Source organism: Mesorhizobium sp. WSM3862 (assembly GCF_002294985.1).
Lineage (GTDB): Bacteria > Pseudomonadota > Alphaproteobacteria > Rhizobiales > Rhizobiaceae > Mesorhizobium.
The window spans coordinates 532205-555195 of the sequence record NZ_NSGE01000004.1 but is presented as its reverse complement, the minus strand read 5'-3'; the positions used below and the strand labels follow the sequence as shown (position 1 = coordinate 555195).

The window sequence follows — 22991 nt, the reverse complement described above, 5'->3', positions numbered from 1 at the left end:
CGTTTGGAGATCTACTCCTCCACCGCGCCGCGGATCAGCCCCGCCGCATCGGCTGGGGTTGAGCCGACCTCCAGAGTGAAAGTGGGGACGGCCCTGACCAGTGCCGCGATCGACGCCATCCGCCGTTGCTGCATCGGCAACAGGCCGGTCAGGCCGGTCCTGACATTGTCGGTGGCAAGCGCGACCATCGCATCGGTCCTGGCCAAGCGCGTGAGCCGGGTGTGGCCGTCGGTCGAGCGCGCCAGATGCAGCAGCGCCGAGACCGGCCTGGGACGGACGTCCTCGATGCGAACGATCTCGGCGAGACGCTCCAGCGAGACGGCCTGCTCGCCCTCGGCGTCCCATCTGTCGCCAAGGCAGGGCGAGAGGAATGGCAGCATCGCCGCGGTGTTGCGATGGATTTTCACCTTACGCGGCATGCCCCAGGCCAGGGTGCCTTCAGATGTTGCGCCGAGGATCATCACATCGTCCGAGCATAGGCCGAAGCCCTGCGATGCCAGCGCCATTGAAGTCGTCGACTTGCCAGTGCCGCTTGGCGCATGGATCAGCACGAGCGTCCCACTATCGGGCAGCGTCAGACCGGCGGTATGGAGCATGTACTGCCCGCCGGAATCGAGCGCGGCATCCAGCACCATCATCAGCAGCGTCCATTTGACCTTGCTGTCGGGATGAACGCGGATTTCGGCCGAGCCCTCGTCGGCACGGATCGAGGCCGTCTGGAGGCCGGGAAAGACCAGATGGACGACGTCGCCGGCGTCGATGATGCGGCAATGGCCGTCCAGCGGCACTTCGCCGTCGAAGGCGAGCTTCCCCTCCGGGTTTTCGGGCAGCGCCGACGTTTCGAGGATATCGATGTGAAAGCCGGGTTCGACCGCTTCATTGACGCGCAATGTGCCGAGCACCAGATCGAAGCTCGGCCAGAGCTCGGCGCGCTCTGCCGATATGCCGATGACTTGGCCGTTGAGGTCATAGCAAACGGTGGCTGCGGCGCCGGTCAAGCGGCGCGCGCCTTCACGCTGCCGCCGGGGTGGCGATAGATTTCAACCATGTCGGGAAGGCTGTCGCTGACCACCGGCTTGCCGTCGAGGCAAACCCAGCAATGCGCCGAAAGGCGCGGCTCATGCATCGATTTGGCATCGACACCGAAATGGAGGTCGGGGTTGAAACCCGCCATCCGCAGGAAGCGGAAACCGAGCAGCCCTTCCCTCAGGCATCTGCGATCACGCATCACCCAGGGATGCCGAACCGTGCGGTTGACGCGGCTGACGACGTAGCTCCATGGCAGGCCACGATAGGGTGTGGGCAATTGCAGCGGCGCCAATTTCAGCACGCTTTCGAAATCGCGCCGGGCGACCAGTACCGGTATCAGCCGGGCGCTGAGCCACAGATGAGTGCGGAACAGGGCGCGCAGGAACGGTCCGCCGGCCATCACGCGCCCGGGTCGGCAAGGATGCCTTCGGCCACCAGCTCGGCGGCCAGCGCCGTCATATCGTCGCCGAGCGTCGCCTTGTCGACCTCGAATTCTTCCGACAGCAGATCGACGATGTGGTCGAGGCTGCGGGCGCCGTCGACCTTGTCGAGGAACGCTTCAGTGGTGCCGTTGCAGGTGTAAAGCTGGCCGCTGCGCGCCAGAAGCACCACGGCGCCGTCGCCGACATGCTGCACGGAGGCGTCGTCCGCCATCCGCAGAACCGTTTCAAAGGCGATTTCAGCCATACGCCCGCTCCCTATGCCGAACTGCAATTAGCGCGGCATGCCGTCGCTGTCCATTGCCAAGCGGGCAACGCTGCGTGTCAGACGGCCGGCCTATCGGGCCACTCGGGCCCGCAACGATGCTCGACAGCTTCCCGCGCCTGACCGGAACCGGTTTTTCGTAAGTTCTTTTCGTCAAAACTTCCCGGAAAGACTATCCAACTCGCGCGAGAATGATGGCGAGCTGGAACCACTATCTAGCTGCCGTTCGCGCCAGGGTTGCCATCTTTCCCATAAGTAAGCTAAGAGTCTGCCGGCTTTTTGGGAGTGGACAGTATGCGTTACAACTGGGATCGCGCTCCGACGGCATTCGAACGCCATCGGAAGGCATTGGCGGCCGCCATTCTAATAGCCGGCGGTGTCGGGCTGATGCTGGCAGCACTGCCGCTCTAAGCCGAATTCACTTGCTGACGTCATAGCGCGCTCCGATCCGGGAGCGGCTGGATCCGTTTGCCGGCAACGCCGACCAAAATGCGAGGAGACATGGCCGGCCAAAGCGGCTTAGGCTATTGCCATACGACGGAATGTTCCTGGGGAGGAAAAGTCGATGGCCTCACGCTACCACGAAGTCTATGAGGGCTGGAAACGCGACCCCATAGCGTTCTGGGCCGAAGCGGCCAAAGCGATCGACTGGTATTCGCCAGCCGAAAAAGTCTTCGATCCGGCGGCGGGCGTGTATGGCCGCTGGTTCACCGGCGCCACCTGCAACACCTGCTTCAATGCCATCGACCGCCACGTGGCGGGGGGGCGCGCCGACCAGCTGGCGCTGATCCATGACAGCGCGATCACCGGCACGATCCGGAAATTCACCTATGCCGAACTGAAGCGCGAGGTGGTCGCGCTCGCCTCTGTCCTCAAGAACCGTGACATCGGCAAGGGCGATCGCGTGATCATCTATATGCCGATGGTGGCGGAAGCGGCGATCGCCATGCTCGCCTCGGCCCGCATCGGCGCCGTGCATTCGGTGGTGTTCGGCGGCTTCGCCTCGCATGAGCTCGCGACCCGCATCGACGACGCCAGGCCGAAGCTGATCATCACCGCCTCCTGCGGCCTGGAGCCGGGACGCGTCGTCGCCTACAAGCCGCTGCTCGACAAGGCGATCGAGATGTCGAAGCACAAGCCCGATGCCTGCCTGATCCTGCAGCGCGAGCAATTGCACTGTGAGATGAAGGACAATTACGACATCGACTATGCCGATGCGGTCGCCCGCGAGCGCGCCGCCGGCGCCAATGTCGACTGCGTTCCGGTCTTGGCCACCGACCCGCTCTACATCATCTACACCTCCGGCACGACCGGGCAGCCGAAGGGCATCGTGCGCGACAATGGCGGTCACATGGTCGCGCTGAAATGGACGATGGACAACGAGTTCGGCGTCAACCCCGGCGAGGTGTTCTGGGCGGCCTCGGACGTCGGTTGGGTGGTCGGCCATTCCTACATCGTCTATGGGCCGCTTCTGCATGGCTGCACCAGCGTGCTCTTCGAAGGCAAGCCGATCGGCACGCCGGACGCCGGCACCTACTGGCGGGTGATCTCGGAACACGGTGTGGTGGCGCTGTTCACGGCGCCGACCGCCTTTCGCGCCATCAAGGGGCAGGATCCGCGCGGCGAGTTCGTGCCGAAATACGATCTGTCGAAATTCCGCACGCTGTTCCTCGCCGGCGAGCGCGCCGACCCCGAGACCATCAAATGGGCGGAGCAGAAGCTCAACCGTCCGGTGATCGACCATTGGTGGCAGACCGAGACCGGCTCGCCAATGACCATCAACCCGGCCGGGCTCGGGCTTTTGCCGGTGAAATACGGCTCGCCGGGCGTGCCGATGCCGGGCTACGATATTCGCATTCTCGACGATGCCGGCCACGAGGTGCCGCGCGGCACGCTCGGCAATGTCGTGGTCAAGCTGCCGCTGCCGGCGGGCTGCCTGCCGACGCTCTGGAACGCCGACGCCCGCTTCCGCCAAGCCTATCTCGAGGAGTTCCCCGGTTTCTACAAGACGGCCGACGCCGGCATGATGGACGAGGACGGCTATCTCTACGTCATGGCCCGCACCGACGACATCATCAACGTCGCCGGGCACCGCCTCTCGACGGGCGCGATGGAGGAGGTGCTGGCCGCGCATCCGGACGTCGCCGAATGCGCCGTGATCGGCGTCGCCGACGCGATGAAAGGCCAGGTGCCGCTCGGCTTCGTCGTGCTCAACGCCGGTGTGGCGCGCGACACCGGCGCCATCGAAAGCGAGGTGGTGGGCCTGGTGCGCGAGCGGATCGGACCGGTCGCAGCCTTCAAGACGGTGGTGACGATCAAGCGGCTGCCGAAGACGCGCTCCGGCAAGATCCTGCGCGGCACGATGCAGAAGATCGCCGACAAGGAGGAATGGACGATGCCGGCGACCATCGACGATCCCGCGATCCTCGACGAGATCACGGCGGCGCTCAAGGGGCGCGGCATCGGGATCTAGCCGTCTCGCGGGATCGCAACGCGAGGCAGCCTAGCGAATTCATCCTGCGCTGCAATCGACTGTTGTGCAATGCAGCAGCACCCCCTAGAAGTCTGCCCGGGGGGCCGTTCCGAAGGCACGGCATGGCTCAGCACAAGACCACATTCGGCGGCGTCGACATTTTGCGTTTCCTCGCCGCCGTCATGGTGATGTTCTATCACTACGGCTTCTGGGTATGGGCGTTTCCCGACGGCGTGTCGGCGCGCTCGACCGGCGGCATCGCTGCCCATCCCGAAATGGCGTTTGTCGGCTCCGGCTGGGTCGGCGTTCAGGTGTTCTTCGTCATCAGCGGCTTCGTCATCGCATTCAGCGCCGAGAATTCGACGCCGCTGAAGTTCTTCGAGGCCCGTGTCAGACGGCTGGCGCCGGCGGTCTGGGTCTGCGCGCCCATCTCCGCGATCGTGCTGCTGATGGTCGGTCTTTCCTGGCCGACCGATGCCGTGGTGCGACTTGCCCGCACGGCGCTGTTCGTGCCGTTCGAGCCATGGGTCGACAGTGTCTACTGGACGCTCGGCATCGAGATCGCCTTCTACAGCATCGTCTGGACCCTGCTGCGGTTCGGCCGATTCGACCTGATGGAAGCTGTCGCCGTCATCATCGGTCTGCTCAGCACGCTGTTCTGGTGTCTCTATTTCGCCTTCGGCTGGACCGATCTCGCGGAGGCGCGCTGGCTGCAGCTCACCCTGGTGCATCACGGCGCGTTCTTCGCGGTCGGCGTGCTCATCTGGCTGATGCGCTTCAAGGCGGTGACAGCGGCACGGCTCTGCTTCTCGGCGCTGTTTCTCGCCAGCGGAGCGCTGCAGATCGTAAGCTCGGTCGACGTGCACAGCATCAAGGTGGAAGCGGCGATGCCCTATGCGCCGCCGATCATCATCTTCCTGGCCGCGGTGGCGCTGATGGCTTGGTCGCTGCGCCTCAACCTTTCCTGGCGCGGCTGGCGCCGGATCGGGCTGATGACCTATCCGCTCTACCTCATCCACGATGTCGTCGGCGCGGCGCTGCTCGGCGTCCTGATCCGCGCCGGCGTGCCATACCTGGTTTCGATCCCGATCGTCGGCATGGCCATGATCGCGGCAAGCTGGCTGGTGGCGGCCGAGGCCGAGCCGCGCGTCCGCATGCTGCTCGACCGCACGCTTTTCCGCTATCGGCTCAAAGCGGCCTAAAGCGCATCGCGCTGAAACGGATTCAGGCGACGCTTTCGGGGTATTGATGCACGTCGTTTTGCCAAGACCGCTGCGCCTTTTTGGCGATGTGCATCGAGCAGCCCGGTGTGGAAATGCTTGCATTCGACATGATATCGAGGCTTGGTCCACGCTGCGTGGCATGACCCTAGCTTGAGTACCGAGCCTCAATCCGTGAGCCTGTTCCAACGATCGAGACGACCCCGGCCCTTGCCGCGCGAACGGCTGATGATGGACATGCGCGACACGGTGGTCTACGCGATCGGCGACGTGCATGGCTGCTACGACGAGTTGCGCACGCTGGAGCAGAAGATCGAGCTCGACGCGCTGCAGTTCCGCGGCCGCAAGATCATCATCATGCTCGGCGACTATGTCGACCGCGGGCCCAATTCGCGGCGCGTGGTCGAGCATCTGATGGCACCGCCGCCAGAAGGTTTCATGCGCGTGTGCCTTGCCGGGAACCACGAAGTGGCGATGCTCGCCTATCTCGACGGCCATCTGTCACTGGAGCCGTGGCTCCGCGTCGGCGGACGGGAAACGCTGTTCTCCTACGGTATCGATCCCGACCGCCTGGCCGATCTCTACGGATCGAGCGAAGAGGTAGACGAGCGTATCCGCGAGGCCATTCCGGCCACCCACGTCGCCTTCATGCGCACGCTGCCGGTGATGATCTGTTCGGAGCGGTTCCTTTTCGTCCATGCCGGCATCCGGCCCGGCATCGCGCTCGAAGCGCAGGACGAGGCCGACCTGCTCAACATACGATCCGAGTTCCTGGCGGCGGCTCACCGCCTCGATCGCTGGGTCGTGCACGGACATACGATCGTGGACGTTCCGACGCTCGACGGGCGGCGGCTCGGCATCGACACCGGCGCCTTCCAGAGCGGCCGGCTGACCGCCCTCAGGATCGTCGGCAAATATGGGCGGCTGCTGTCGACCGGAGAATAACCGCCGCGGCTTTTCGTCGGATAAACTGCTTTAGGCGGCCTGCTTGGCGCGCGATTCCGACTTCTCGAGGTAGTAACTCGAATAGCGGTCGAAGAACTTTTCCGAACCGCCGAGAGAGCCGTATTTCGCCAGCTTCTTCAGCTCGACCTTGTTGAGCACCGCGCCGGTGATCTTTTCGGCGATGTAGGGTTCGGACTCCAGCATCGAGCGCACCATGGCGCGTGGCGTGCGGCCCCACTCGGTGACGAGCACGAAGCCGTCGACCAACGGCGCGAAGGCCTTGGCGTCGACCACCGGGCCGAGCGGCGGTAGGTCGACGATGATGTATTCGAACGTCTCCTTGGCGTTCTCGATGAAACGCCGCATGCCGGCGGAGCCGAGAAGCTCGCTGGTGTGCGAGAACTGGCCGCGCACCACGGCCGGGATGATCGCCAGCTTGGTCTGGCGGTCGACCTTGCCGACCGACTGCCAGGTCTGTCCATTGACCACCGCCTCCATCAGCCCGTGCTCCGACTCCATGCCGAGGCTGCGGCTGAGGCCCGGATTGCGCAGGTCGCCATCGATCAGCAAAGTCTTGGCGCCGTTGGCGGCGAGCAGACCGGCGAGGTTCGCCGCAACCGTCGACTTGCCTTCGCCGGGCAGGACGGAGATGACGCCGATCACCCGGCTGCCCTTGTCTTCCATCACCACGTCGAAAGCGATCTTGGCGTTGCGGAGCGTCTCGGCGAACATCGAGGCCGGCGCATCGAGGCTCACCCGCATGCGCGCCCGTTTCTCGGCGGCCGACAGGCTGGTGACCTTGCCGTCAGCCGGCAAGTCGTCCGGCTTCGACTCCTTGGCCTTGCCGCCACCGATCGTCGGCAGATAGCCGAGGAACTTCAGGCCGACACGGTCGCGAATGTCCTCGCCTGTCCGGAAGAAGCGCTCGTTGAATTCGTTCAGGCCTCCGCAGCCGGCGCCGAGCATGAGGCCAAGCACCAGCGAGAGCGCCAGCACGCGCAAGGTGCGCGGAGCCGAGGCGGTGAGAGGCATCGACGCGTCAGAGATGATGCGGACCTTGCCGACCGGGAATGACTGCTGCTGCGACGCTTCCTCGTAACGGCTAAGGAAAGTCTGATAGAGCGTGGTCAGCGCCTGCGCCTGCTGATCGAGCTCCTTCAGCCTGACCTGCGACTGGTTGTCGATCGAGCTCTTGCCTGCCTGGGTGGCGATCTTCTCCCTAAGGGCGGTCTCGCGCGCCTGCGCCACCTGATAGTCGTTTCGATAGCTTTCGGTGATCTGTTTCAACTGTCCGAAGATCTGCGCCGAGACGTCTGCCTTCTCCTTGGCCAGCGCAACCGCCTGCGGGTGATCCTTGCCGAAGTTGTTCTCGACGTCCTGCAACCGTTTGGCGATCGCGAGATAGCGGGTTTTCAGCGCGATGATGACCGAGCTGCTCGGCTGATCGGCCGCTATCGCCGAATCGTTGAAGGCGCTTTCGGAGCCGCTGTCGACGATCGCCTTGTACTGCTGGTAGCGGGCGCTGGCGCGGGCTGTATCGGCCTGCGCGACGATGAGCTGGGCGTTCAGGTCGGCGAGTTGCTTGTCGCTGAGCAACTGGCCGTCGCTGTTTGCGGAAAGCCCGTGCTCGGCCCTGAACTTCTCGACCGCCAGCGCAGCTGCCTGCGAGCTTTCGCGCAGTTCGGTCAACCTGCCCTGCAGCCAAACGGCCGCGCGCTCGGTGGCGTCGAAGCTGGCGTTGAGCTGGTCGGCAAGGTAGGCGTCCGCATAGGCCTTGGTGATGGCCGTGGCCAAAGCCGGATTGGTCGACTGATAGCCGATGCTGATGACATTGCTGCGGCCGTTGCGATCCGCCATCAATCCGGTCTGCAGCACGAGAACCGCGTAGTCATGGGTCGCCGCCTTCATCATGGCTTCGCGCGTTGCGGCATCGACATTCTCGATCCCGGGGATTTCGTTGCCGCCGCCGCTGCGGAAATAGCCGACGATGCCGCGCAAGAATCCGATTCCCTTGGCCAGAGCCGATTGCGGCGGGTTCATGAATTCCTGGTTCTGGTCCAGCTTCAGCTTGTCGACCACCTCCGATGCCAGCCGCGCCGAGTTGAGTATCTCGATCTGGCTGAGGATCGTCGCGTCCGTCTGCTGCGTGGCACTGACAGCCGAAATGTCGTCCACGACCTTGTTCAGGCCGTCGTCGATCAGCACGCTCGCAAGGGAGGTGTATTGCTTGGGCGTCGTCTGGAGATAAATCACACCCAGGAACAGACCGATGACGGCGCAGACCGCCACCACCTTGGCCTGCCGGGCGGCCATGCCAAGCAGACGCTCGATGTCGATGAAGTCTTCACCCTTTTCCGGTTCGGTGCTGGGCAATGGCATCCTCTTGTCGAGAGGAAAGTTGGCATAATTCATCGTCGGTCCAATTCCAGGTTGCAGGCGCTACCGGCCTTCGAAGAGGGTCGTCGTTACCAGAAAAGGCCACGCAACATTCGTGCCACGGAGCGCCTGGCCTAGAAGGCCAAGCGCTTGCGCGGCTGTCGCGCCATCGCGATTTCGCATATGCACCCAAAATTTGGGCATTATGCGGCTACTTCCCGGCGCTCGTGCGACCGGACGAATTGCTGCAGCATTTCGAAGACAGGTCCTTTCATGTCGTCGCGCGCCAGAGCAAAGGCGATGGTGGCCTCGATGAAGCCCTCCTTGGAGCCGCAGTCGAACATGCGGCCGTTGAAGGGCTGGGCAAAGAAAGGCTGGCTTTCAGCCAGTCGAACCATGGCGTCGGTAAGTTGGATCTCGTTGCCGGCGCCGCGTTGCTGGGTGCCGAGCAGGGCGAAGATCTCCGGCTGCAGGATATAGCGGCCGTTGATGTAGAAGTTCGACGGCGCGTTGGCAGGGGCCGGCTTCTCGACCATGGCGGTTACTTCGAAGCCCGAGGCCACCTCGGCGCCGCGGCCGACGATGCCGTATTTGCTGGTTTCCGAAGGATCGCAGCGCTCGACGGCGATGACGTTGCCGCCGGTCCGCTGATAGAGGTCGACGGTTTCCGCCAGGCAGCCCGGCGCGCCGAAGGACACCATGTCGGGGAGCAGCAGCGCGAAGGGCTCGTTGCCGATCACGTCGCGTGCGCACCATACGGCATGGCCGAGACCGTGCGGCGACTGCTGGCGGATGAAGGAGGTGGCGCCGGCCACCGGCAGCAAGCTTTCCAGCGATTGGAGCTGCGCCTTCTTGCCGGTCTGCTCGAGCGTCCCGATCAGTTCAGGGTGCAGGTCGAAATAGTCTTCGATGACCGCCTTGTTCCGGCCGGTGACGAAGACGATGTGCTCGATGCCGGCCTCGAACGCCTCGTCCACGGCATATTGCACGACCGGCTTGTCCACGACGGGCAGCATTTCCTTCGGCATCGACTTGGTCGCCGGCAGGAACCGCGTTCCGAGCCCCGCCACCGGTATGACTGCCTTCCTGACTTTCTGCATCGCTTATTCCTTCTGAGGATATCGCTTTTTTTACCTATCGCTGGCTATGAAACCGCATTCCATGCGCCTGCTTCACCTCCCCGTGCCCACGGCAAACTGTGCCGCAACCCTTCTCAGCCGAACCGCGATCGGCATCGACATATGCCGGACCGCGGCCGGATCGCTGAGCGCCGTGCGTATCGCCTTCAGCGGCGCACGCGCCTTGATGTGGTGCACCAATGACAGGAACGAGGCCGCCTTGCGCAGGCTGCGGCCGCGTCTGGCGAAAGCCGCCTTGGCGCCGTCGTCCATGAAATGCTCGGCCGCGAAGGCGGCATCGGCCTCGGCCATCGCCTCGACATGATGCAACTCGAGCACGCGCGAGATCGAGCCGGTGCGGATATGGTAGACATAGCCGACGGTCGGCTCGACCACGCAGCGGCCGCCTTTGGCCAGCGCGCTCGCCAGAAGAATGTAGTCTTCGCCGATGCGCAGCTTCTCGTCGTAGCGGAGCTGATTTTCGTCCAGGAAACGGCGCTGGAAGATCGGCTTCAGATAGCCGAGGTTGAAGCGCGACTCGAAAACGATGTTGCCGGCGATATAGTCGGTCAGCGAGATTTCGCCGAGCCCTTCGAGATACCCGGTCGGGAACATCATGTCTTCGGGCGTGCCGTCTTCGCGCACGACCTGGACATTGTCGACCGCGATCTCGGCACCCGCCTTCTCCGCCCGCGCGATCATGGCCGCCAGTCTGCCGGGCAGGACGGCATCGTCGGAATCGAGCACGGCGACCCAGCGGCCGCGGGCCAGATCGAGCCCGGCATTCCTGGCGCCGCCAGGGCCGCGGTTGGCGGGAAGAGCGACCACCCTGACGATGTCCTGAGGATAAGCGCGCGCGACATCGAGCGTGCGGTCGTTCGACCGGTCGTCGACGACGATGACTTCGATCGCGACATCGCGCTGGGCCATCGCGCTGGCGATCGCCCGGTCGAGAGTTGCCTCGGCGTTGTAAGCGGCGATGACGAAGCTGACGTCAGGCTGCACGCTTTTCCCCTTCCTGCGGAGTGATGCCGTACTGGCGGATTTCGCGGACTCCGACCAAACCGCTGACGACGCCGAGATGCATAATGCCGCGCAGCATGCTGCGGTTCCGTCGCACCGGGCTGACTGCGGCCAAAAGCGCCATAGCGAAGCAGTAGCCCGCCTTCGCCGAGGCGAGACCGACCTGGCAGACGCGGCGCAGGCCGCCGGTGTTGCGCCCGATGAGATGGCCGTGCGTCTGCCCGAAGCGGAAGCGGCGGCGGCGCAGCCAGCCGAAGGCGGCCCTCGAGCTCGGCACCACCTCGTCGACAAAGGCCTGAGGAGCAAAGGCGATGCGCCCGCCGGACTTGACCACTGAATCGAAGAATTCGGTGTCCTCGCCGCCGGTCTGGCCACGCGCCAGGCTGAAGCGCCGGTTGCGCAGGCTTTGCTCGGTCATCCTGAGCAGGACATTGCAGGTGTAGCCGGTGCGGATCTCGCCGCGCACCCAGACGGGCAAGGTCGAGTGGAAATCGCCTTTGCGCATCCAGTCCGGTGCGTCCTGGCGATATGTCGCGCGGACCGGCCCGAGCACAGCCGTCGCGCCGGTCGCCTCCGCGGTCGACACGAGTTCGACGAGCCAGCCCGGCGAAGCCGTCTCGTCGTCGTCGATGAAGGCGACGAGGTCCGAGACGCTGGCATCGAGGCAGGCGTTGCGAGCGATCGAGATGTTGCGCGCCGGCGCGTGGCGATAGCGGATCGGCAGCTTCAGTTCCTGCGCCAGCGCCTTCACCAGCGGCTGCGCGCTCGGCTCGTCGTCATTGTCGGCAACGACGATGCCGATCTCGAAACCGGCGGGGTTCTCCAGCGCGGCGATGGAGCGCAGCGTGTCGGCAAGCTCCGGCCTGCGGAAAGTGCAGATGCAGATGTCGATGCTGCCGCTCTTCTTCGCAGCCATCACGCCGCCTCGCGAGACGGCTGCGGGCCGAGGAGCTGCAGCCAGAAGCCCATGGACCAGCCCAGATGCATGACCATCACCGACACGCCGGCCAACGCGATGGCGGGGTTGCGCTGGCTGATCGCGGTCCGGATGCCGTAACCGAGGCAGACACCCGCCCACACCAGAAACGGCACGGCCGCCAGCACAAAGATCGGAGACAAGAGCGCCATCAGGACCACCGGAAACACCAGCAGCGGGATCATTTGCCGCAACTTGGGCATCATGCGATGCTTGAGCACGTTCCTGGCGCGGCCGCGGCCATAGCCGAGATATTGGAAAAACAGGCTCTTCAAGGTAGAGCGCGGATAATAAACCATCTGCGTCTTGCCGCTCATCCAGATGCGGTAGCCGGCCAGACGGAGGCGGTGATCGAGCTCGGCGTCCTCGTTGTGGCTGAAGCTCTCGTCATAGCCGCCCACCGCGCGGAACGCGGCAATGCGCATCAGCGCATGGTGGCCGTGGTCGACCCATTCGCCGGCCGACATGTGGCGGTGCTTGGAGCCGCCGGTGCCGAGCCTGGAATTCTGCGCCGCCGCCACGGCCTTCTGTACCGCCCCCGTGCCGCTGGTCAGCATCGAGACGACGACCGAATCGGCACCCGTGGCATGCGCTTCCTCGACCAGCCTGTCGCAATAATCGGCCGGATACCCGCCATGCGCATCGATGCGGATAAGATAGTCGGCGTCGTCGCCGAAGGCCGCCACCGCAAGGTTGATGGCCGCGCTCTGGATGCGCTTCGGATTGGCGATCAGGATGACGCGCGGATCCTCGGCAGCGAGTTCTTCGACGATCCCCTGTGTGCCATCGGTGCTGCCGCCGTCGGCCACGACGATGCGCGCGCCGAGCCGCGCCGCGGCCGGCCGCAGCCGCTGGAGCAGCCCGCCGATATGAGCGGCCTCGTTGAGGCACGGGATGACGATCAGGCTCGATGCCGTCGTGCGCGTCATCGGGTTTTGTCCATTCTTAGCCATCCTATGCCAGCGCCTCGGTCGCAAAGCTCCCGCGACCGGCGGTCAGGCCGCGCAGCTTGTCTACGAAAGCCAGGCAATCGCTGCGGTCGTAGCTCCAGGTCCGCGGATTGCGTGCCAGCACCCGCGACTTCAGCTTGCCGTAGTGTTCCTGACCCATTCGGCCGAGCGCGGTGTCGAGTCCTTCGGACGTGGCCTCGGACAGAAGCACACCGATGTCCTGCTGCTTCAGGAACCGGCCGGTTTCGGTGCTCGCCATCGAGATCGGCACGGCGCCGAAGCGGCAGCCTTCGTAGAGCCGGTTGGGAAGCAGCCATTCGGAATTCTGGCCCTGCTCGAAGAAATCGATCGCCCAGGAGAAATGCACCTCGCGGTAGATCGCCGCCATGTCCTCCGGATTGCGGTAGGGACCGCGGAAGGAAAGCCAGGGCTCGGCTTCGACAAAGGCATGAAAATCCGGGAATTCGGAGAGCGCGGGACGCCCCCTGAGCACCACTTCGAAGCGTCCGTCTTGCCGGCGGGTGAACTCGGCCAGGAGTTCCAGCGAGCGCCGGCAGCGCAGCGCGCCGAACCAGCCGATGCGCCAAGGCGGCGCCGCCGGACTGTCGTCCTCGCGGCGATGATCCGCCGGCACGGGCATGGTGTCGAAATATTTGTTCTCGATCAGCTCGACCGGTGCCGCGATTTGCCCGAACGGCTTGAAATAATTGGCGACGAAGGCCGGAGAGCTGGTCACCAGAAGCTTCACGTCGCGGGCCAGATGGCGTTCGGCGCCGCGCAACGTCTTGCCGATCAGGTCGTTGCGCAACACCAGCCGATGGATGTCCAGGCACTCGTAGACGATCGGCACGCTGGCGCCGAAAGCGCGCCTGGCGCGGCTGGCAAGCGCCAGCATCTCGAGATTGCGCGCGATGATCAGGTCGGGTCGCGCCAGGCCCGCGAATTTGGCGCCGATCGACATGGCGGCCTTGGCAACTGCGCCGATGCGCTGGGCGAATCGGCCATCGCGCGTCGGTCCGAGGTCGACGGGCTTGATGCCTTCGATCTCGGCGATCGGATTGGAGGTGCGACGGAAGCCCGCCAGGGTTATCCCGGCGCCGCCTGCCCTGAGCATTTTTATCCTCCGGCGCACCGCCGGGTCGGATATGTCATGCACAAGGTACAAGACATGCAGCATGAAACTCGACCGCTTTTGGGCCCGCCACCCAAGAGGGGATGCTAGTACAGCTTTTGCTGCATCGCAACATTTTTGGTGCAGCGTAGCAATCGGCGCACATTTTTTGTTGCGCTGCAAAAACCTCTTGCGGTAGTTTGTGCATGGCGGCGGGCGCCGGTCGCGATGATGACTGGCGCAAAATCAGGAATCCAGAATTTGGAAACCAGTGCATTCGATCCGCCCGAGGGCTCCCTGCGCAGATCGGTCGGGCGCGGCGCCGTCGTCACCGCGATGGCGCAGGGCGTGCGGGTCGCCACCCAAATCGTGTCGGTCATCGTGCTGTCGCGGCTTTTGTCGCCGCAGGATTTCGGCGTCGTGGCGATGTGCGCGCCGGTGCTCGCCTTCATCGCGCTGTTCCAGGATTTCGGCCTGACCCAGGCGACGATCCAGAAAACCGGCATCCGGCACGAGGAGGTCAACTACCTCTTCTGGATCAACACGGCGGTGAGCGTGATCCTGGCCTGCGTGCTTGCTGCGGCGGCTCCCCTGGTCGCCACCTTCTACGGCGAGCCGCGCGTCACCGGGCTGGTTGCCGCCTTCGGCCTGCAGATCATGGCCTATGGTCTCGGCGCCCAGCATCTGGCGCTGCTGACGCGCCGCATGGAATTCAGCCGGCTCGCCGTCATCGACGTCGCCAGCGCCGTTACGGGCCTTGTGGTCTCGATCGCCTGGACCTTCATCGACCGCTCCTATTGGGCGCTTTTTGCCGGCACGCTGACCGGCGCCGTGTTGCCGACGCTTTGCTACTGGGTGTCATCGCGCTGGCGTCCGGGGCTGCCGCGCAAGGTCGAAGGCATCAGCCAGCTGATCAATTTCGGCGCCGGCATCACCGGCTTCAACTTCGCCAATTTCTTCGCCCGCAATCTCGACAATGTGCTGATCGGCAAATATTGGGGCGAGGCGCAGCTCGGCCTCTACGACCGCGCCTACAAGCTGCTGCTTTTCCCGCTCAGCCAGATCACCAACCCGCTGTCGAAGGTGATGGTGCCGGCACTTTCGCGGCTGAAGGACGAGCCGGACCGTTATCGCAGCGCCTATCTGCGCGTCATGCCGCTGATCCTCCTGGTGGCGTTGCCGGGCGTGGCCTTCGCCACCGCCATGTCGGATACGCTCATTCCTTTCGTGCTCGGCCCGCAATGGCGGGAGAGCGCCAACATTTTCCTCGCGCTGGGCTTCGCCGGCCTGCTGCAGCCGCTCAACAATCCGGCCGGATGGCTGTTCGTCAGCCAGGGCCGTTCGGGCGATTTCATGCGCTGGGGCATCATCACCGCCGTCACCTCGGTGCTGGCCTTCGCCATCGGCCTGCCTTATGGCGCGCTCGGCGTCGCGGTCGCCTATGCGGTCAGCGAATATCTGCGGACGCCTTTCCTCTGGCTCTATGTCGGCAAGGCCGGGCCGCTGCGGGCGAGCCATGTGCTGCACGCAGCCGCCCCCTTCGTGCTCGGCGCGCATCTGGCGCTGGCCCTGGTCTGGGTCGCCAAGCCGATGCTGCCGGCGCAGCCCATCATCGCTCTCGCAGGCGGCGCGGTGCTGTCCTATGTCGTCACCATCATCGTCGCGCTCGCCTTCGGCGCCGGCCGCGAGGCGCTTCGGGAGGCCCTGCGGCTGATCCCGGCGCGCGGGTTTTCCCCCGCGCCCAGCGAGGCGAAATGACCTTGCCGGCGCAAACCGCCAGGCATTCCGGCCGCGGCCGGGCAGCCCAAAACTGCTGATTTTTGAGGGTTAGGCAACAGCATGAATTACCGATCGATCTCAGACATGAACGACGCGATCGCGCGGAACCTGCACCGGCTGCCGCGCGACATCGACCTGGTGGTCGGCGTGCCGCGAAGCGGGATCCTCGCCGCGACGCTGGTCAGCCTGACGGCGAATATCCCGATGACCGATCTCGACAGCTTTCTCGCCGGCAAGATCTACACCTCGGGGATCACCAAGCGGCGTGCGGCGCTCGATCGGCAGCATTCCGAAATGCGCAAGATCCTGGTGATCGACGACAGCGTCAGCGGCGGCAACGCCATGCGCGATGCGCGCAGCAAAATCGCGGCTGCCGACATCCCGGGCGATTTCGTCTACGCGGCCGTGTTCGGCCTGCTTTCGCAGCACAAGGAAACCGATATCGTCTTCGAGGTCGTGCCGCATCCCAGGATGTTCCAGTGGAACTTCATGCATCACGTCTTCCTCGAGCAATGCTGCGTCGACATAGACGGCGTGCTTTGCCTCGATCCGACGGCGGACGAGAATGACGACGGCCCGGCCTACGAGAAATTCCTCACCGAGGCGCGGCCGCTTCTCGGGCCGACGCGCAAGATCGGCTGGCTGGTGACCAGCCGGCTGGAAAAGTACCGCAAGCTGACTGAAGCCTGGCTGGCCAAGCACGAGATCAAATATGACCATCTCGTCATGCTCGACTTGCCGAGCAAGGCCGAGCGGCAGCGGCTTGGCGCGCATGGCAGCTTCAAGGCCGAGTTCTATCGCAAGTCGGACGCCATCCTGTTCATCGAGAGCGAGCACGAGCAGGCGCTCAAGATCGCCAAGCTATCGGGCAAGCCCGTGCTGTGCGTCGAAACCAACATCGTGAGCTTTCCCGACGCGTTTTCCTTGCCGGCGCTGGAGCAGGCGGCCCGCAACCTGCCGGCACGGCTCAGGCAGATCAATTCGCCCGAAGGGCGCAAGAAGGTCATCAAGACCGCCGCGCGCGCCCTGCTTGGCGAACGCGTCTATGAACTGCTGAAGCGCCGGGTCAAAAGACCAGCGTAAGCAAAACCTTACGCGGATTTAAGGTGCCTCGCGCCGAATCGAATTCAGTCGACGCTCGTTTGAGTCGTTGTTTCGATGTCTGTCGCGCCCAGAACCGCTGCAGATTTCTGGGCGAAATGCATTAAGCAGCGCGCCGGGCGCGCTGCCGGGCAGCCCTGTCCAGCAAGGCGAAGAAGGTGGCGAACTGGCGCTCGGGATCGAGTTCCGGGCGCTGCGAGAACGTGAGCGCGGCTTCCGAGACCCGCTGATACTCCTCGCGATCATTCCACAGCCGCCTGAGCGCCGTGACCCAGTCCTCGAGCGGCGCGTCATAGTCCAGCACGACGCCGCCCGAGCCGATCGCTTCGGGCAGGCCGCCGCGCCGCGAGCCGACGACGGGAATGCCGCTGCAATGGGCCTCCGAGGCAACGCGACCCCACGCCTCTTCCCATTTGCTCGGCGCCAGCAGGATCCTGGTGCGGCCGTAGAGAGTTTTCATGTCGTCGGTGCGGTTTTCGAGCTTGATATTGGAGAACGGCGCGATCGTTTCCGCGATGCGGGCGCGGTGATCGTCATCCAGCTTCCAGCTCTCGACGAACAGGAAAGGGATCTCCCGGCAGGCGGCCGCGATCCGCACCGCCAGCTCGAAACCCTTTTCCTCGTAGGGATTGATAAAGGTGACGTACTCGCCCGTCGTCGGCGTGCTGTAGGAGGCCGGATTGATCGTCGGCGGGATCACCGTGGAATCGATGCCGAACTCGCGCTTGTAGGTGCGCGCCGTGAACTCGGAATTGGCGATGTAAGACGCCGAGTTCAGCTCGCGCAGATCGCCCCCGAGTTCATGGAATTCAACATTCCTGAGATAGACCACCAGCGGCACGCCCTCGGCCTCCAGCGCCTTGCCGAGCGGAACCGATTTGTGACACTGCACCACCGCTACGTCCGGCTGCAGCTTCTTTACGGCAAAGGCGACCGCTTCCCAGGGGAACCAGGCGCGCACCACCGGATAGCCGGGGAAATTGTCGACGACGGCGCGCTGACCGAGGAGCTTCATCTTGGCGCGCGCCTTGTATCCGAACATGCCCTGCCCGAACAAAGCCGCAAGCACCGATGCCTCATGACCGTGTTCGATCAACTGTTCCGCCAGATGATGGGTGCTCGACTGGACGCCGCCGCTGAATTGCGGCGGATAGCCGTTTCCGCCTGCGAAGAGAACTTTCATGGTTCGGCTCCTTGTCACATTTTTCTTGGCCAGTTTTCCTGGCTTGCCGGCAAACATGCCGGCGGGCAGTGTCAGGCAGTCTGCTGCTCGAGATTGGCGAACGGATTGGTGCATGGATGCCAGCCGGTGAAGCGGATCGGATCATGGGGCGAGCTGCGCCAGGCATAATCGGTCAGCATGTGGAACTCGGCGATGACCCAGCGCTCGAAATTGCCGACATCCTGCTGCTTGCGCCTGGGCAGCAATTCGCGCGCCCTGTCGAGCCTCACGGTCTCCAAAAGCGTCACCGCGTCCGCCAGCTTTTCGCTCGGGAATATCCACGGGTTGCGGTTGCGGAATTCGAGCACGAATTGCTGCAGGTGCTCGATGCGCATGTTGAGCGGGCCGAAGTATTTCTCGAGCGTGATGCGGACCAGATCTTCATCCGAGAAGGACGATACGGCCGCAGCGGCGATGCCGGTCGAAGCAATGCCGCCGGCAACAACGGCCAATGCGGTGCGTCGCGTGATCTTCATCGACCCCTCCTTCATGCCAGCCGGCTCGCCGCCCGCAGCGAAAGCGCCGCGGCGGTCAGGCTTGGGTTGGCGCAGGAACAGCTCGGATAGGTGCTGGTACCGACGACGACGAGGTTCCGGAGCTGGTGGTGGATCATGTCGCGGTCGACCACCGAGTCGGCCGGGCCGGTGCCCATCCGCAAGGTGCCCTGCACATGCGATTCGGTCGGCCTTATGCCGCGATCGAATATCTGCTCGACCGGAAGAGGCTTGAGCAGCGCCGGCAGCCTCTCGAGCGCCTTGGCCATGCCTTTGGTTGCATAGTCGGAGGCTCCCTTGAAGCTGACGAACGCGTTCTCGTTCTTGTCGAGGATCACCCGGTTTTCCGGGTCGAGCAGGTTTTCGGTGACAATGACCAGCGGCAGCGCCTGCCGCAGCCGCCCTTTCTCGGCTCGCATGCCGTGCTGCCAGCGGTTCTCGAAATAGACCAGCGCCGCCGCGTGCTCGGCGCGATGCGGGCCGTCATAGAGGCCGAAATTCAAACCGGTGGTGATGGTGCTGCCGTCGAAATTGTCGACGCCGTCGAGATAGACCTCGTAGTTCCAGCCATAGGATTCGTGCAGGCCGAGCCCGACGAATTCGCCGCCGAGCCCCGAGCGCAACATGATTGCAGGGCTCTGGATGGCGTTGGCGCCAAGGATGACGAGTTCGCCGCTGACCGAATACTCCTTGCCGTCGCGCAGGAAGGCAACCGAACGCACCGAGCCGGCTGAATGGTCGAGCCGCCGCACTTCGGCGCCCAGGCAGACCGATACATCCGCGTGCTGGAAGACGTGCATCAAACCATTGTTGGCGGTGAACTTGGCGTCGGCCGGGCACAGCCAGCATCTGAGGTTGGCGCAGCATGAGTTGCGCTGCGCCGTCGCGACGCGGGCGCGGGCGGTCGGCATGACGAAATGCTGCTCCGGCTGCGCCGCCTTCATCATGCGGTCCGGCGTCGACATGCGGTGCGGCGGCTGCGGAAACGGCCGCGAACGCGGCAGCATCCGGGCCATGTCGGGGTCGCCGGAGATCGACATGACCTCTTCGGCGTCGCAGTAAAACGGCTCCAGCGCGTCATAGCTGATCGGCCAGTCGTTGCCGACGCCGTATGTGCTCTTCAGCCTGAAGTCGTTGGGATGGAAACGCGGCGTCTGCGCGAACCAGCAGTTGGTGCCGCCGCCAAGGCCGATCGTGTAGTTCCACGGCTTGTCGGCATTGTCGGTCTTATAAGTGCTCTCGTCGTCTATGTCGGTGTTGGCGTTCTGGTCAAGCTGCCATTCATGCGTGTTGTGGCGGCCCCATTCCAGCACCAGGACCCGGGCTTTGCGCCGCTTCAGGAACTCATGCAGGAAAAAGGCTGAACCGAACCCGGAACCGATGACGACGAGGTCGAAATGCTCGTGGGCGATTTGTTCGGGCCGAACGTCCATCACCATCAGATCGAATCTCCCGAAACACGCACGATCATTCGGCCCCCCATCATTGTCGGTCCCTTTGTCGTTCGCCGGAGCCATCCGGCGGGAAGCTGGCGGCGGACACTGTCATGCCGCCATCCTGCCGATCGAGTGGTATTCGATGCCGTAGCGGGCGATGACCTTCGGGTCGTAGAGGTTGCGGCCGTCGAAGATGACCGGTGTCGACAGCGCGTCCTTGAGCGCGTCGAAGGAGGGAGCCCTGAAGCTCTTCCATTCGGTGCAGATGAGAAGCGCGTCGGCGCCGCGCAAGGCCGCTTCCTTGGTCCCGCACAAGAGAAGGTCCTCGCGCTGGCCGTAGATGGCCTGGCACTCCTGCATGGCCTCCGGATCGTAAGCCTGCACCTTGGCGCCGGCGGCCCACAGCGCCTCCATCAGCGTGCGCGACGGAGCCTCGCGCATGTCGTCGGTGTTCGGCTTGAAGGCCAGGCCCCACAGCGCAAACGTCTTGCCCTTGAGGGCGCCCTGGAAATAGCGGTTGACCTTGTCGAACAGCACCGATTTCTGCGCGTTGTTGCGATCTTCGACGGCGCGCAGCAGCTTGGCGTCGAACTTGACGCCCTCGGCGGTCTTGATCAGCGCGCGCACATCCTTGGGAAAGCAGGAGCCGCCATAGCCCAGGCCGGGATAGATGAAGTGGTAGCCGATGCGCGGATCGCTGCCGATGCCCTTGCGCACCTCCTCTATGTCGGCGCCCAATTGCTCGGCGAGGTTCGCCATCTCGTTCATGAAGCTGATCTTGGTCGCCAGCATGCAGTTGGCCGCATACTTTGTGAACTCGGCGCTGCGGACATCCATCACGATCATCTTCTCGTGGTTGCGGTTGAACGGCGCGTAAAGCTCGCGCATCACCGCCTCGGTGGCCTCGCTCGACGTCCCGACGATGATGCGGTCCGGCTTCATGCAGTCGGCGACTGCCGAGCCTTCCTTGAGGAATTCCGGATTCGAAGCGACGTCGAAAGTCAGGTCCTCGCGGCCGCGCGCCTTCAGCGTCTGGGCGACCCTTTCCTTGATCTTCTCGCAGGTGCCGACCGGCACGGTGGACTTGCCGACGACAATCTTGGGCGCGTCCATCTCGCGGCCGATGGCCTCGGCGACGGCAAGCACGTACTTCAGGTCGGCCGAGCCATCCTCGCCAGGGGGCGTGCCGACCGCGATCATCTGGATCTGGCCATGCTTGACCGCCGCGGCCGCGTCGGTCGTGAAGCGGATGCGGCCGGCGGCGTGGTTCTCCTTGACGAGAGCTTCCAGTCCTGGCTCGAAAATCGGGATGAAACCCTGGTTGAGCCGCTCCACCTTCGCTTCGTCGATGTCGACGCACACCACCTCGTGCCCGACTTCCGCAAGCACCGCGGCCTGGACGAGACCGACATAGCCAATTCCAAACACTGTCAAATTCATTTGGTTCTATTCCTGTTTAAGGCCGGGCCGCAAAGACGGCCCGGCCAGTTAAGATGTCCCCCAGGCCCTGTATGAGGCCTAGATATTCGGCATGATCCGCATCCCAAAACCAGTTCCTACTTTGGGGGACATGCCTAGTTGCTGTTGGTTATGGTGCATGCCAGCGACTCCGGAAACTGGCACGGCTGGCCGAGCGCTGTGAAAGCGATGCGCTTGACCTGCATGGTCACCTTGCGGCCGGGATCGGCGAAGGCGCCCATCCAGTTGGTCAGTTTGTCGCTGCCCCACAAGCTGAAGAATATTTTTTGCGGATTGGTCGGCAATTCGTCCGGGTTGGTCACCTCGTTGACCAGCTTGCCGTTGACATACCAGCGCAGCCGGTCCTTCTCCCAGACGAACCCATAGTCGTTGAAGCCCTTATCGGCGCCGCCTTCGACGTCGACCAGCTTGCCGTTCTTCGGCTTGCCTTGGATGTAGCTATTCACCTGGACTTTGGTCGGGTCCTTGGTGAGGACCTCGAAGTCGATCTCGTCCCAGGGCTTTTTGTCCTGCGGTCCGATATAGGTGAAAAAGGCGGCATTGAGGCCGGATCCGGTATCGGTCTTCATCCGGGCCTCATAGACGCCGTAGCCATAGCGCTGCTTGGTCTGGACCTCGGCGCAGGCGAACTCGCGATCCTTCAGCTTGCGCTTTTCGAAGCTCAGCGACAGCACGCCGTCCGAAAGCCGGACAAGGTCCTTCGACCATGTGCAGTTCTGATGATTGCCGTTGCTCCAGCCGTCGGAGACGAACCAGCGCGAACGGTCGAAATTCGAAAAATTGTCGACGAAGGACGGCGCGCTCTGCATCTCCTCGGCATGCGCCTTATGGGGCGGTGTCACAATAGCGGCCGCGGCCGCAAGCAATGCGCCGGCGAGCCGGAGCTTAAGCGTCTTCGACCTGTTCGAATTCGCGCGCGGCATGCTGCAAGCAGCCGCGGTGGAGGTGTCGTTCGGATATGCGTTCATGACAAACTTACCTTTGTGCTGTCCGCCCCAACCCAAAGTCATTCCTGGCCCGCCTCCAGAGAGCCGCTTCTGATCCTCCGCCTCTTACTCCTCTAATGTTTTGCAGCTATGACCGCGCCTGGACGTGCTGTCAGCCTCTGCCCGCAGACCTTGCCTGTGCGCCCTGCGAACCGGGTTGCCCGACACTTTCGTCGACAATCGCGTCGAGCGAATGACGCAGTTCCTTCATCAGACCTTTCTGGCGCGTGAGTTCGGCGATGCGCCGCTCGTAATTCAGGATCGCGCCGGTCATCGTGTTGACATCCGACGACTTGTCTGTCGACGCTGAGCCGTTCTCCATTGCCTCGACCAGGAAAGCGGCGTTGGTCGCCGTCGACCGATAGCGGTTCTCCAGACCGGTCTTTTCCGCTTCGATCTCGGCAGAAATCTGGTCGAACAGCTTCGCCAGACGGTCGAGCCGCTGGAGATCGGTCTGCCGGTCACGAGCCGGATCCCTGGATCTGAAGCCAAAAATCGAAGCCATTCGATCGGCCTTTCGAAATTGCTGCACCGCAGCATAGCTTGCCATTCTCGGGGCAAGTAGGCA

At 63.9% G+C, this 22991-nt stretch carries 20 protein-coding genes; 5 read left to right on the top strand and 15 right to left on the bottom strand.

From position 1 onward, the window contains the following. Positions 1-11: 11 nt before the first annotated feature. Genes CK224_RS15020 through CK224_RS15010 form a run of 3 tightly spaced genes read right to left on the bottom strand, consistent with a single transcriptional unit; the run spans position 12 to position 1716 of the window. Complete coding sequence (locus CK224_RS15020; RefSeq protein WP_095782287.1) at positions 12-998, bottom strand: serine kinase; 987 nt, start codon at positions 996-998, stop codon at positions 12-14. Beyond that, positions 995-1429: a lasso peptide biosynthesis B2 protein gene (locus tag CK224_RS15015; protein ID WP_095777037.1), complete on the bottom strand. Its 435-nt coding sequence runs from the start codon at positions 1427-1429 to the stop codon at positions 995-997. Before CK224_RS15015 ends, CK224_RS15020 begins: the two co-directional genes overlap by 4 nt. Then, positions 1429-1716, bottom strand: coding sequence for a PqqD family protein (locus CK224_RS15010; protein WP_067324253.1), 288 nt, complete (start codon positions 1714-1716; stop codon positions 1429-1431). Before CK224_RS15010 ends, CK224_RS15015 begins: the two co-directional genes overlap by 1 nt. A gap of 583 nt (positions 1717-2299) precedes the next feature. Here CK224_RS15010 and CK224_RS15005 point away from each other — a divergent pair. From CK224_RS15005 to CK224_RS14995, 3 genes are all read left to right on the top strand, one after another. Then, the gene (locus tag CK224_RS15005) at positions 2300-4207 is read left to right on the top strand and encodes a propionyl-CoA synthetase (protein ID WP_067003469.1); all 1908 of its coding nucleotides are present in this window, start codon (positions 2300-2302) and stop codon (positions 4205-4207) included. Between the two features lie 122 nt (positions 4208-4329). Beyond that, positions 4330-5409 (top strand): acyltransferase, encoded by a 1080-nt coding sequence (locus CK224_RS15000; protein ID WP_095782286.1) that lies wholly within the window; start codon positions 4330-4332, stop codon positions 5407-5409. Between the two features lie 228 nt (positions 5410-5637). Next, a complete protein-coding gene (locus CK224_RS14995; protein ID WP_348628389.1) occupies positions 5638-6372 on the top strand; it encodes a metallophosphoesterase family protein in 735 nt (244 codons plus the stop codon). A gap of 30 nt (positions 6373-6402) precedes the next feature. Here the strand turns inward: CK224_RS14995 and CK224_RS14990 are convergent, their stop codons facing one another. The 6 genes from CK224_RS14990 to CK224_RS14965 form a co-directional block, all read right to left on the bottom strand. Beyond that, positions 6403-8784: a polysaccharide biosynthesis tyrosine autokinase gene (locus CK224_RS14990; RefSeq protein WP_095782285.1), complete on the bottom strand. Its 2382-nt coding sequence runs from the start codon at positions 8782-8784 to the stop codon at positions 6403-6405. A 167-nt stretch (positions 8785-8951) separates the two neighbouring features. After that, on the bottom strand, positions 8952-9848 hold the full coding sequence (galU, locus tag CK224_RS14985; protein WP_067003460.1) for a UTP--glucose-1-phosphate uridylyltransferase GalU: 897 nt from the start codon (positions 9846-9848) through the stop codon (positions 8952-8954). A gap of 72 nt (positions 9849-9920) precedes the next feature. Then, positions 9921-10871: a glycosyltransferase family 2 protein gene (locus tag CK224_RS14980; RefSeq protein WP_095782284.1), complete on the bottom strand. Its 951-nt coding sequence runs from the start codon at positions 10869-10871 to the stop codon at positions 9921-9923. Beyond that, complete coding sequence (locus tag CK224_RS14975) at positions 10861-11805, bottom strand: glycosyltransferase family 2 protein (RefSeq protein ID WP_095782283.1); 945 nt, start codon at positions 11803-11805, stop codon at positions 10861-10863. The genes CK224_RS14980 and CK224_RS14975 overlap by 11 nt, the downstream gene beginning before the upstream one ends. Further along, positions 11805-12794, bottom strand: a complete 990-nt coding sequence (locus tag CK224_RS14970; RefSeq protein WP_095782282.1) for a glycosyltransferase family 2 protein — start codon at positions 12792-12794, stop codon at positions 11805-11807. Before CK224_RS14970 ends, CK224_RS14975 begins: the two co-directional genes overlap by 1 nt. A 25-nt stretch (positions 12795-12819) precedes the next feature. Further along, on the bottom strand, positions 12820-13992 hold the full coding sequence (locus CK224_RS14965; protein WP_095782281.1) for a glycosyl transferase family 1: 1173 nt from the start codon (positions 13990-13992) through the stop codon (positions 12820-12822). Between the two features lie 195 nt (positions 13993-14187). Here CK224_RS14965 and CK224_RS14960 point away from each other — a divergent pair, with 195 nt between their 5' ends. Beyond that, positions 14188-15684, top strand: a complete 1497-nt coding sequence (locus tag CK224_RS14960; RefSeq protein ID WP_095782280.1) for a lipopolysaccharide biosynthesis protein — start codon at positions 14188-14190, stop codon at positions 15682-15684. Between the two features lie 81 nt (positions 15685-15765). After that, on the top strand, positions 15766-16788 hold the full coding sequence (locus tag CK224_RS14955) for a phosphoribosyltransferase (RefSeq protein WP_095782279.1): 1023 nt from the start codon (positions 15766-15768) through the stop codon (positions 16786-16788). A 121-nt stretch (positions 16789-16909) separates the two neighbouring features. Here CK224_RS14955 and CK224_RS14950 read toward each other — a convergent pair whose 3' ends face one another. The 6 genes from CK224_RS14950 to CK224_RS14925 form a co-directional block, all read right to left on the bottom strand. Further along, complete coding sequence (locus CK224_RS14950; RefSeq protein ID WP_095777109.1) at positions 16910-17989, bottom strand: glycosyltransferase; 1080 nt, start codon at positions 17987-17989, stop codon at positions 16910-16912. A gap of 71 nt (positions 17990-18060) precedes the next feature. Continuing rightward, complete coding sequence (locus CK224_RS14945; RefSeq protein WP_095777108.1) at positions 18061-18504, bottom strand: hypothetical protein; 444 nt, start codon at positions 18502-18504, stop codon at positions 18061-18063. Positions 18505-18515: 11 nt separating this feature from the next. Next, complete coding sequence (locus CK224_RS14940; RefSeq protein ID WP_095782278.1) at positions 18516-19961, bottom strand: GMC family oxidoreductase; 1446 nt, start codon at positions 19959-19961, stop codon at positions 18516-18518. A 105-nt stretch (positions 19962-20066) separates the two neighbouring features. After that, positions 20067-21398: a UDP-glucose/GDP-mannose dehydrogenase family protein gene (locus CK224_RS14935; protein ID WP_095782277.1), complete on the bottom strand. Its 1332-nt coding sequence runs from the start codon at positions 21396-21398 to the stop codon at positions 20067-20069. A gap of 134 nt (positions 21399-21532) precedes the next feature. Then, positions 21533-22405: a glycoside hydrolase family 16 protein gene (locus tag CK224_RS14930; RefSeq protein ID WP_095782276.1), complete on the bottom strand. Its 873-nt coding sequence runs from the start codon at positions 22403-22405 to the stop codon at positions 21533-21535. A 130-nt stretch (positions 22406-22535) separates the two neighbouring features. Further along, positions 22536-22928 (bottom strand): hypothetical protein, encoded by a 393-nt coding sequence (locus CK224_RS14925; RefSeq protein WP_067003728.1) that lies wholly within the window; start codon positions 22926-22928, stop codon positions 22536-22538. Positions 22929-22991: the final 63 nt, after the last annotated feature.

Bases quoted from the DNA above. Each gene is read 5' to 3' on its own strand.
- galU (WP_067003460.1), bottom strand. From the start codon at position 9,848: ATGCAGAAAGTCAGGAAGGCAGTCATACCGGTGGCGGGGCTCGGAACG.
- CK224_RS14975 (WP_095782283.1), bottom strand. From the start codon at position 11,805: ATGGCTGCGAAGAAGAGCGGCAGCATCGACATCTGCATCTGCACTTTC.
- CK224_RS15010 (WP_067324253.1), bottom strand. From the start codon at position 1,716: ATGGCTGAAATCGCCTTTGAAACGGTTCTGCGGATGGCGGACGACGCC.
- CK224_RS14955 (WP_095782279.1), top strand. From the start codon at position 15,766: ATGAATTACCGATCGATCTCAGACATGAACGACGCGATCGCGCGGAAC.
- CK224_RS15000 (WP_095782286.1), top strand. From the start codon at position 4,330: ATGGCTCAGCACAAGACCACATTCGGCGGCGTCGACATTTTGCGTTTC.
- CK224_RS14965 (WP_095782281.1), bottom strand. From the start codon at position 13,992: ATGCTGCATGTCTTGTACCTTGTGCATGACATATCCGACCCGGCGGTG.
- CK224_RS14990 (WP_095782285.1), bottom strand. From the start codon at position 8,784: ATGAATTATGCCAACTTTCCTCTCGACAAGAGGATGCCATTGCCCAGC.
- CK224_RS14940 (WP_095782278.1), bottom strand. From the start codon at position 19,961: ATGGTGATGGACGTTCGGCCCGAACAAATCGCCCACGAGCATTTCGAC.
- CK224_RS14925 (WP_067003728.1), bottom strand. From the start codon at position 22,928: ATGGCTTCGATTTTTGGCTTCAGATCCAGGGATCCGGCTCGTGACCGG.
- CK224_RS14930 (WP_095782276.1), bottom strand. From the start codon at position 22,405: ATGAACGCATATCCGAACGACACCTCCACCGCGGCTGCTTGCAGCATG.
- CK224_RS15015 (WP_095777037.1), bottom strand. From the start codon at position 1,429: ATGGCCGGCGGACCGTTCCTGCGCGCCCTGTTCCGCACTCATCTGTGG.
- CK224_RS14935 (WP_095782277.1), bottom strand. From the start codon at position 21,398: ATGAATTTGACAGTGTTTGGAATTGGCTATGTCGGTCTCGTCCAGGCC.
- CK224_RS14970 (WP_095782282.1), bottom strand. From the start codon at position 12,794: ATGACGCGCACGACGGCATCGAGCCTGATCGTCATCCCGTGCCTCAAC.
- CK224_RS14950 (WP_095777109.1), bottom strand. From the start codon at position 17,989: ATGAAAGTTCTCTTCGCAGGCGGAAACGGCTATCCGCCGCAATTCAGC.
- CK224_RS15005 (WP_067003469.1), top strand. From the start codon at position 2,300: ATGGCCTCACGCTACCACGAAGTCTATGAGGGCTGGAAACGCGACCCC.
- CK224_RS14945 (WP_095777108.1), bottom strand. From the start codon at position 18,504: ATGAAGATCACGCGACGCACCGCATTGGCCGTTGTTGCCGGCGGCATT.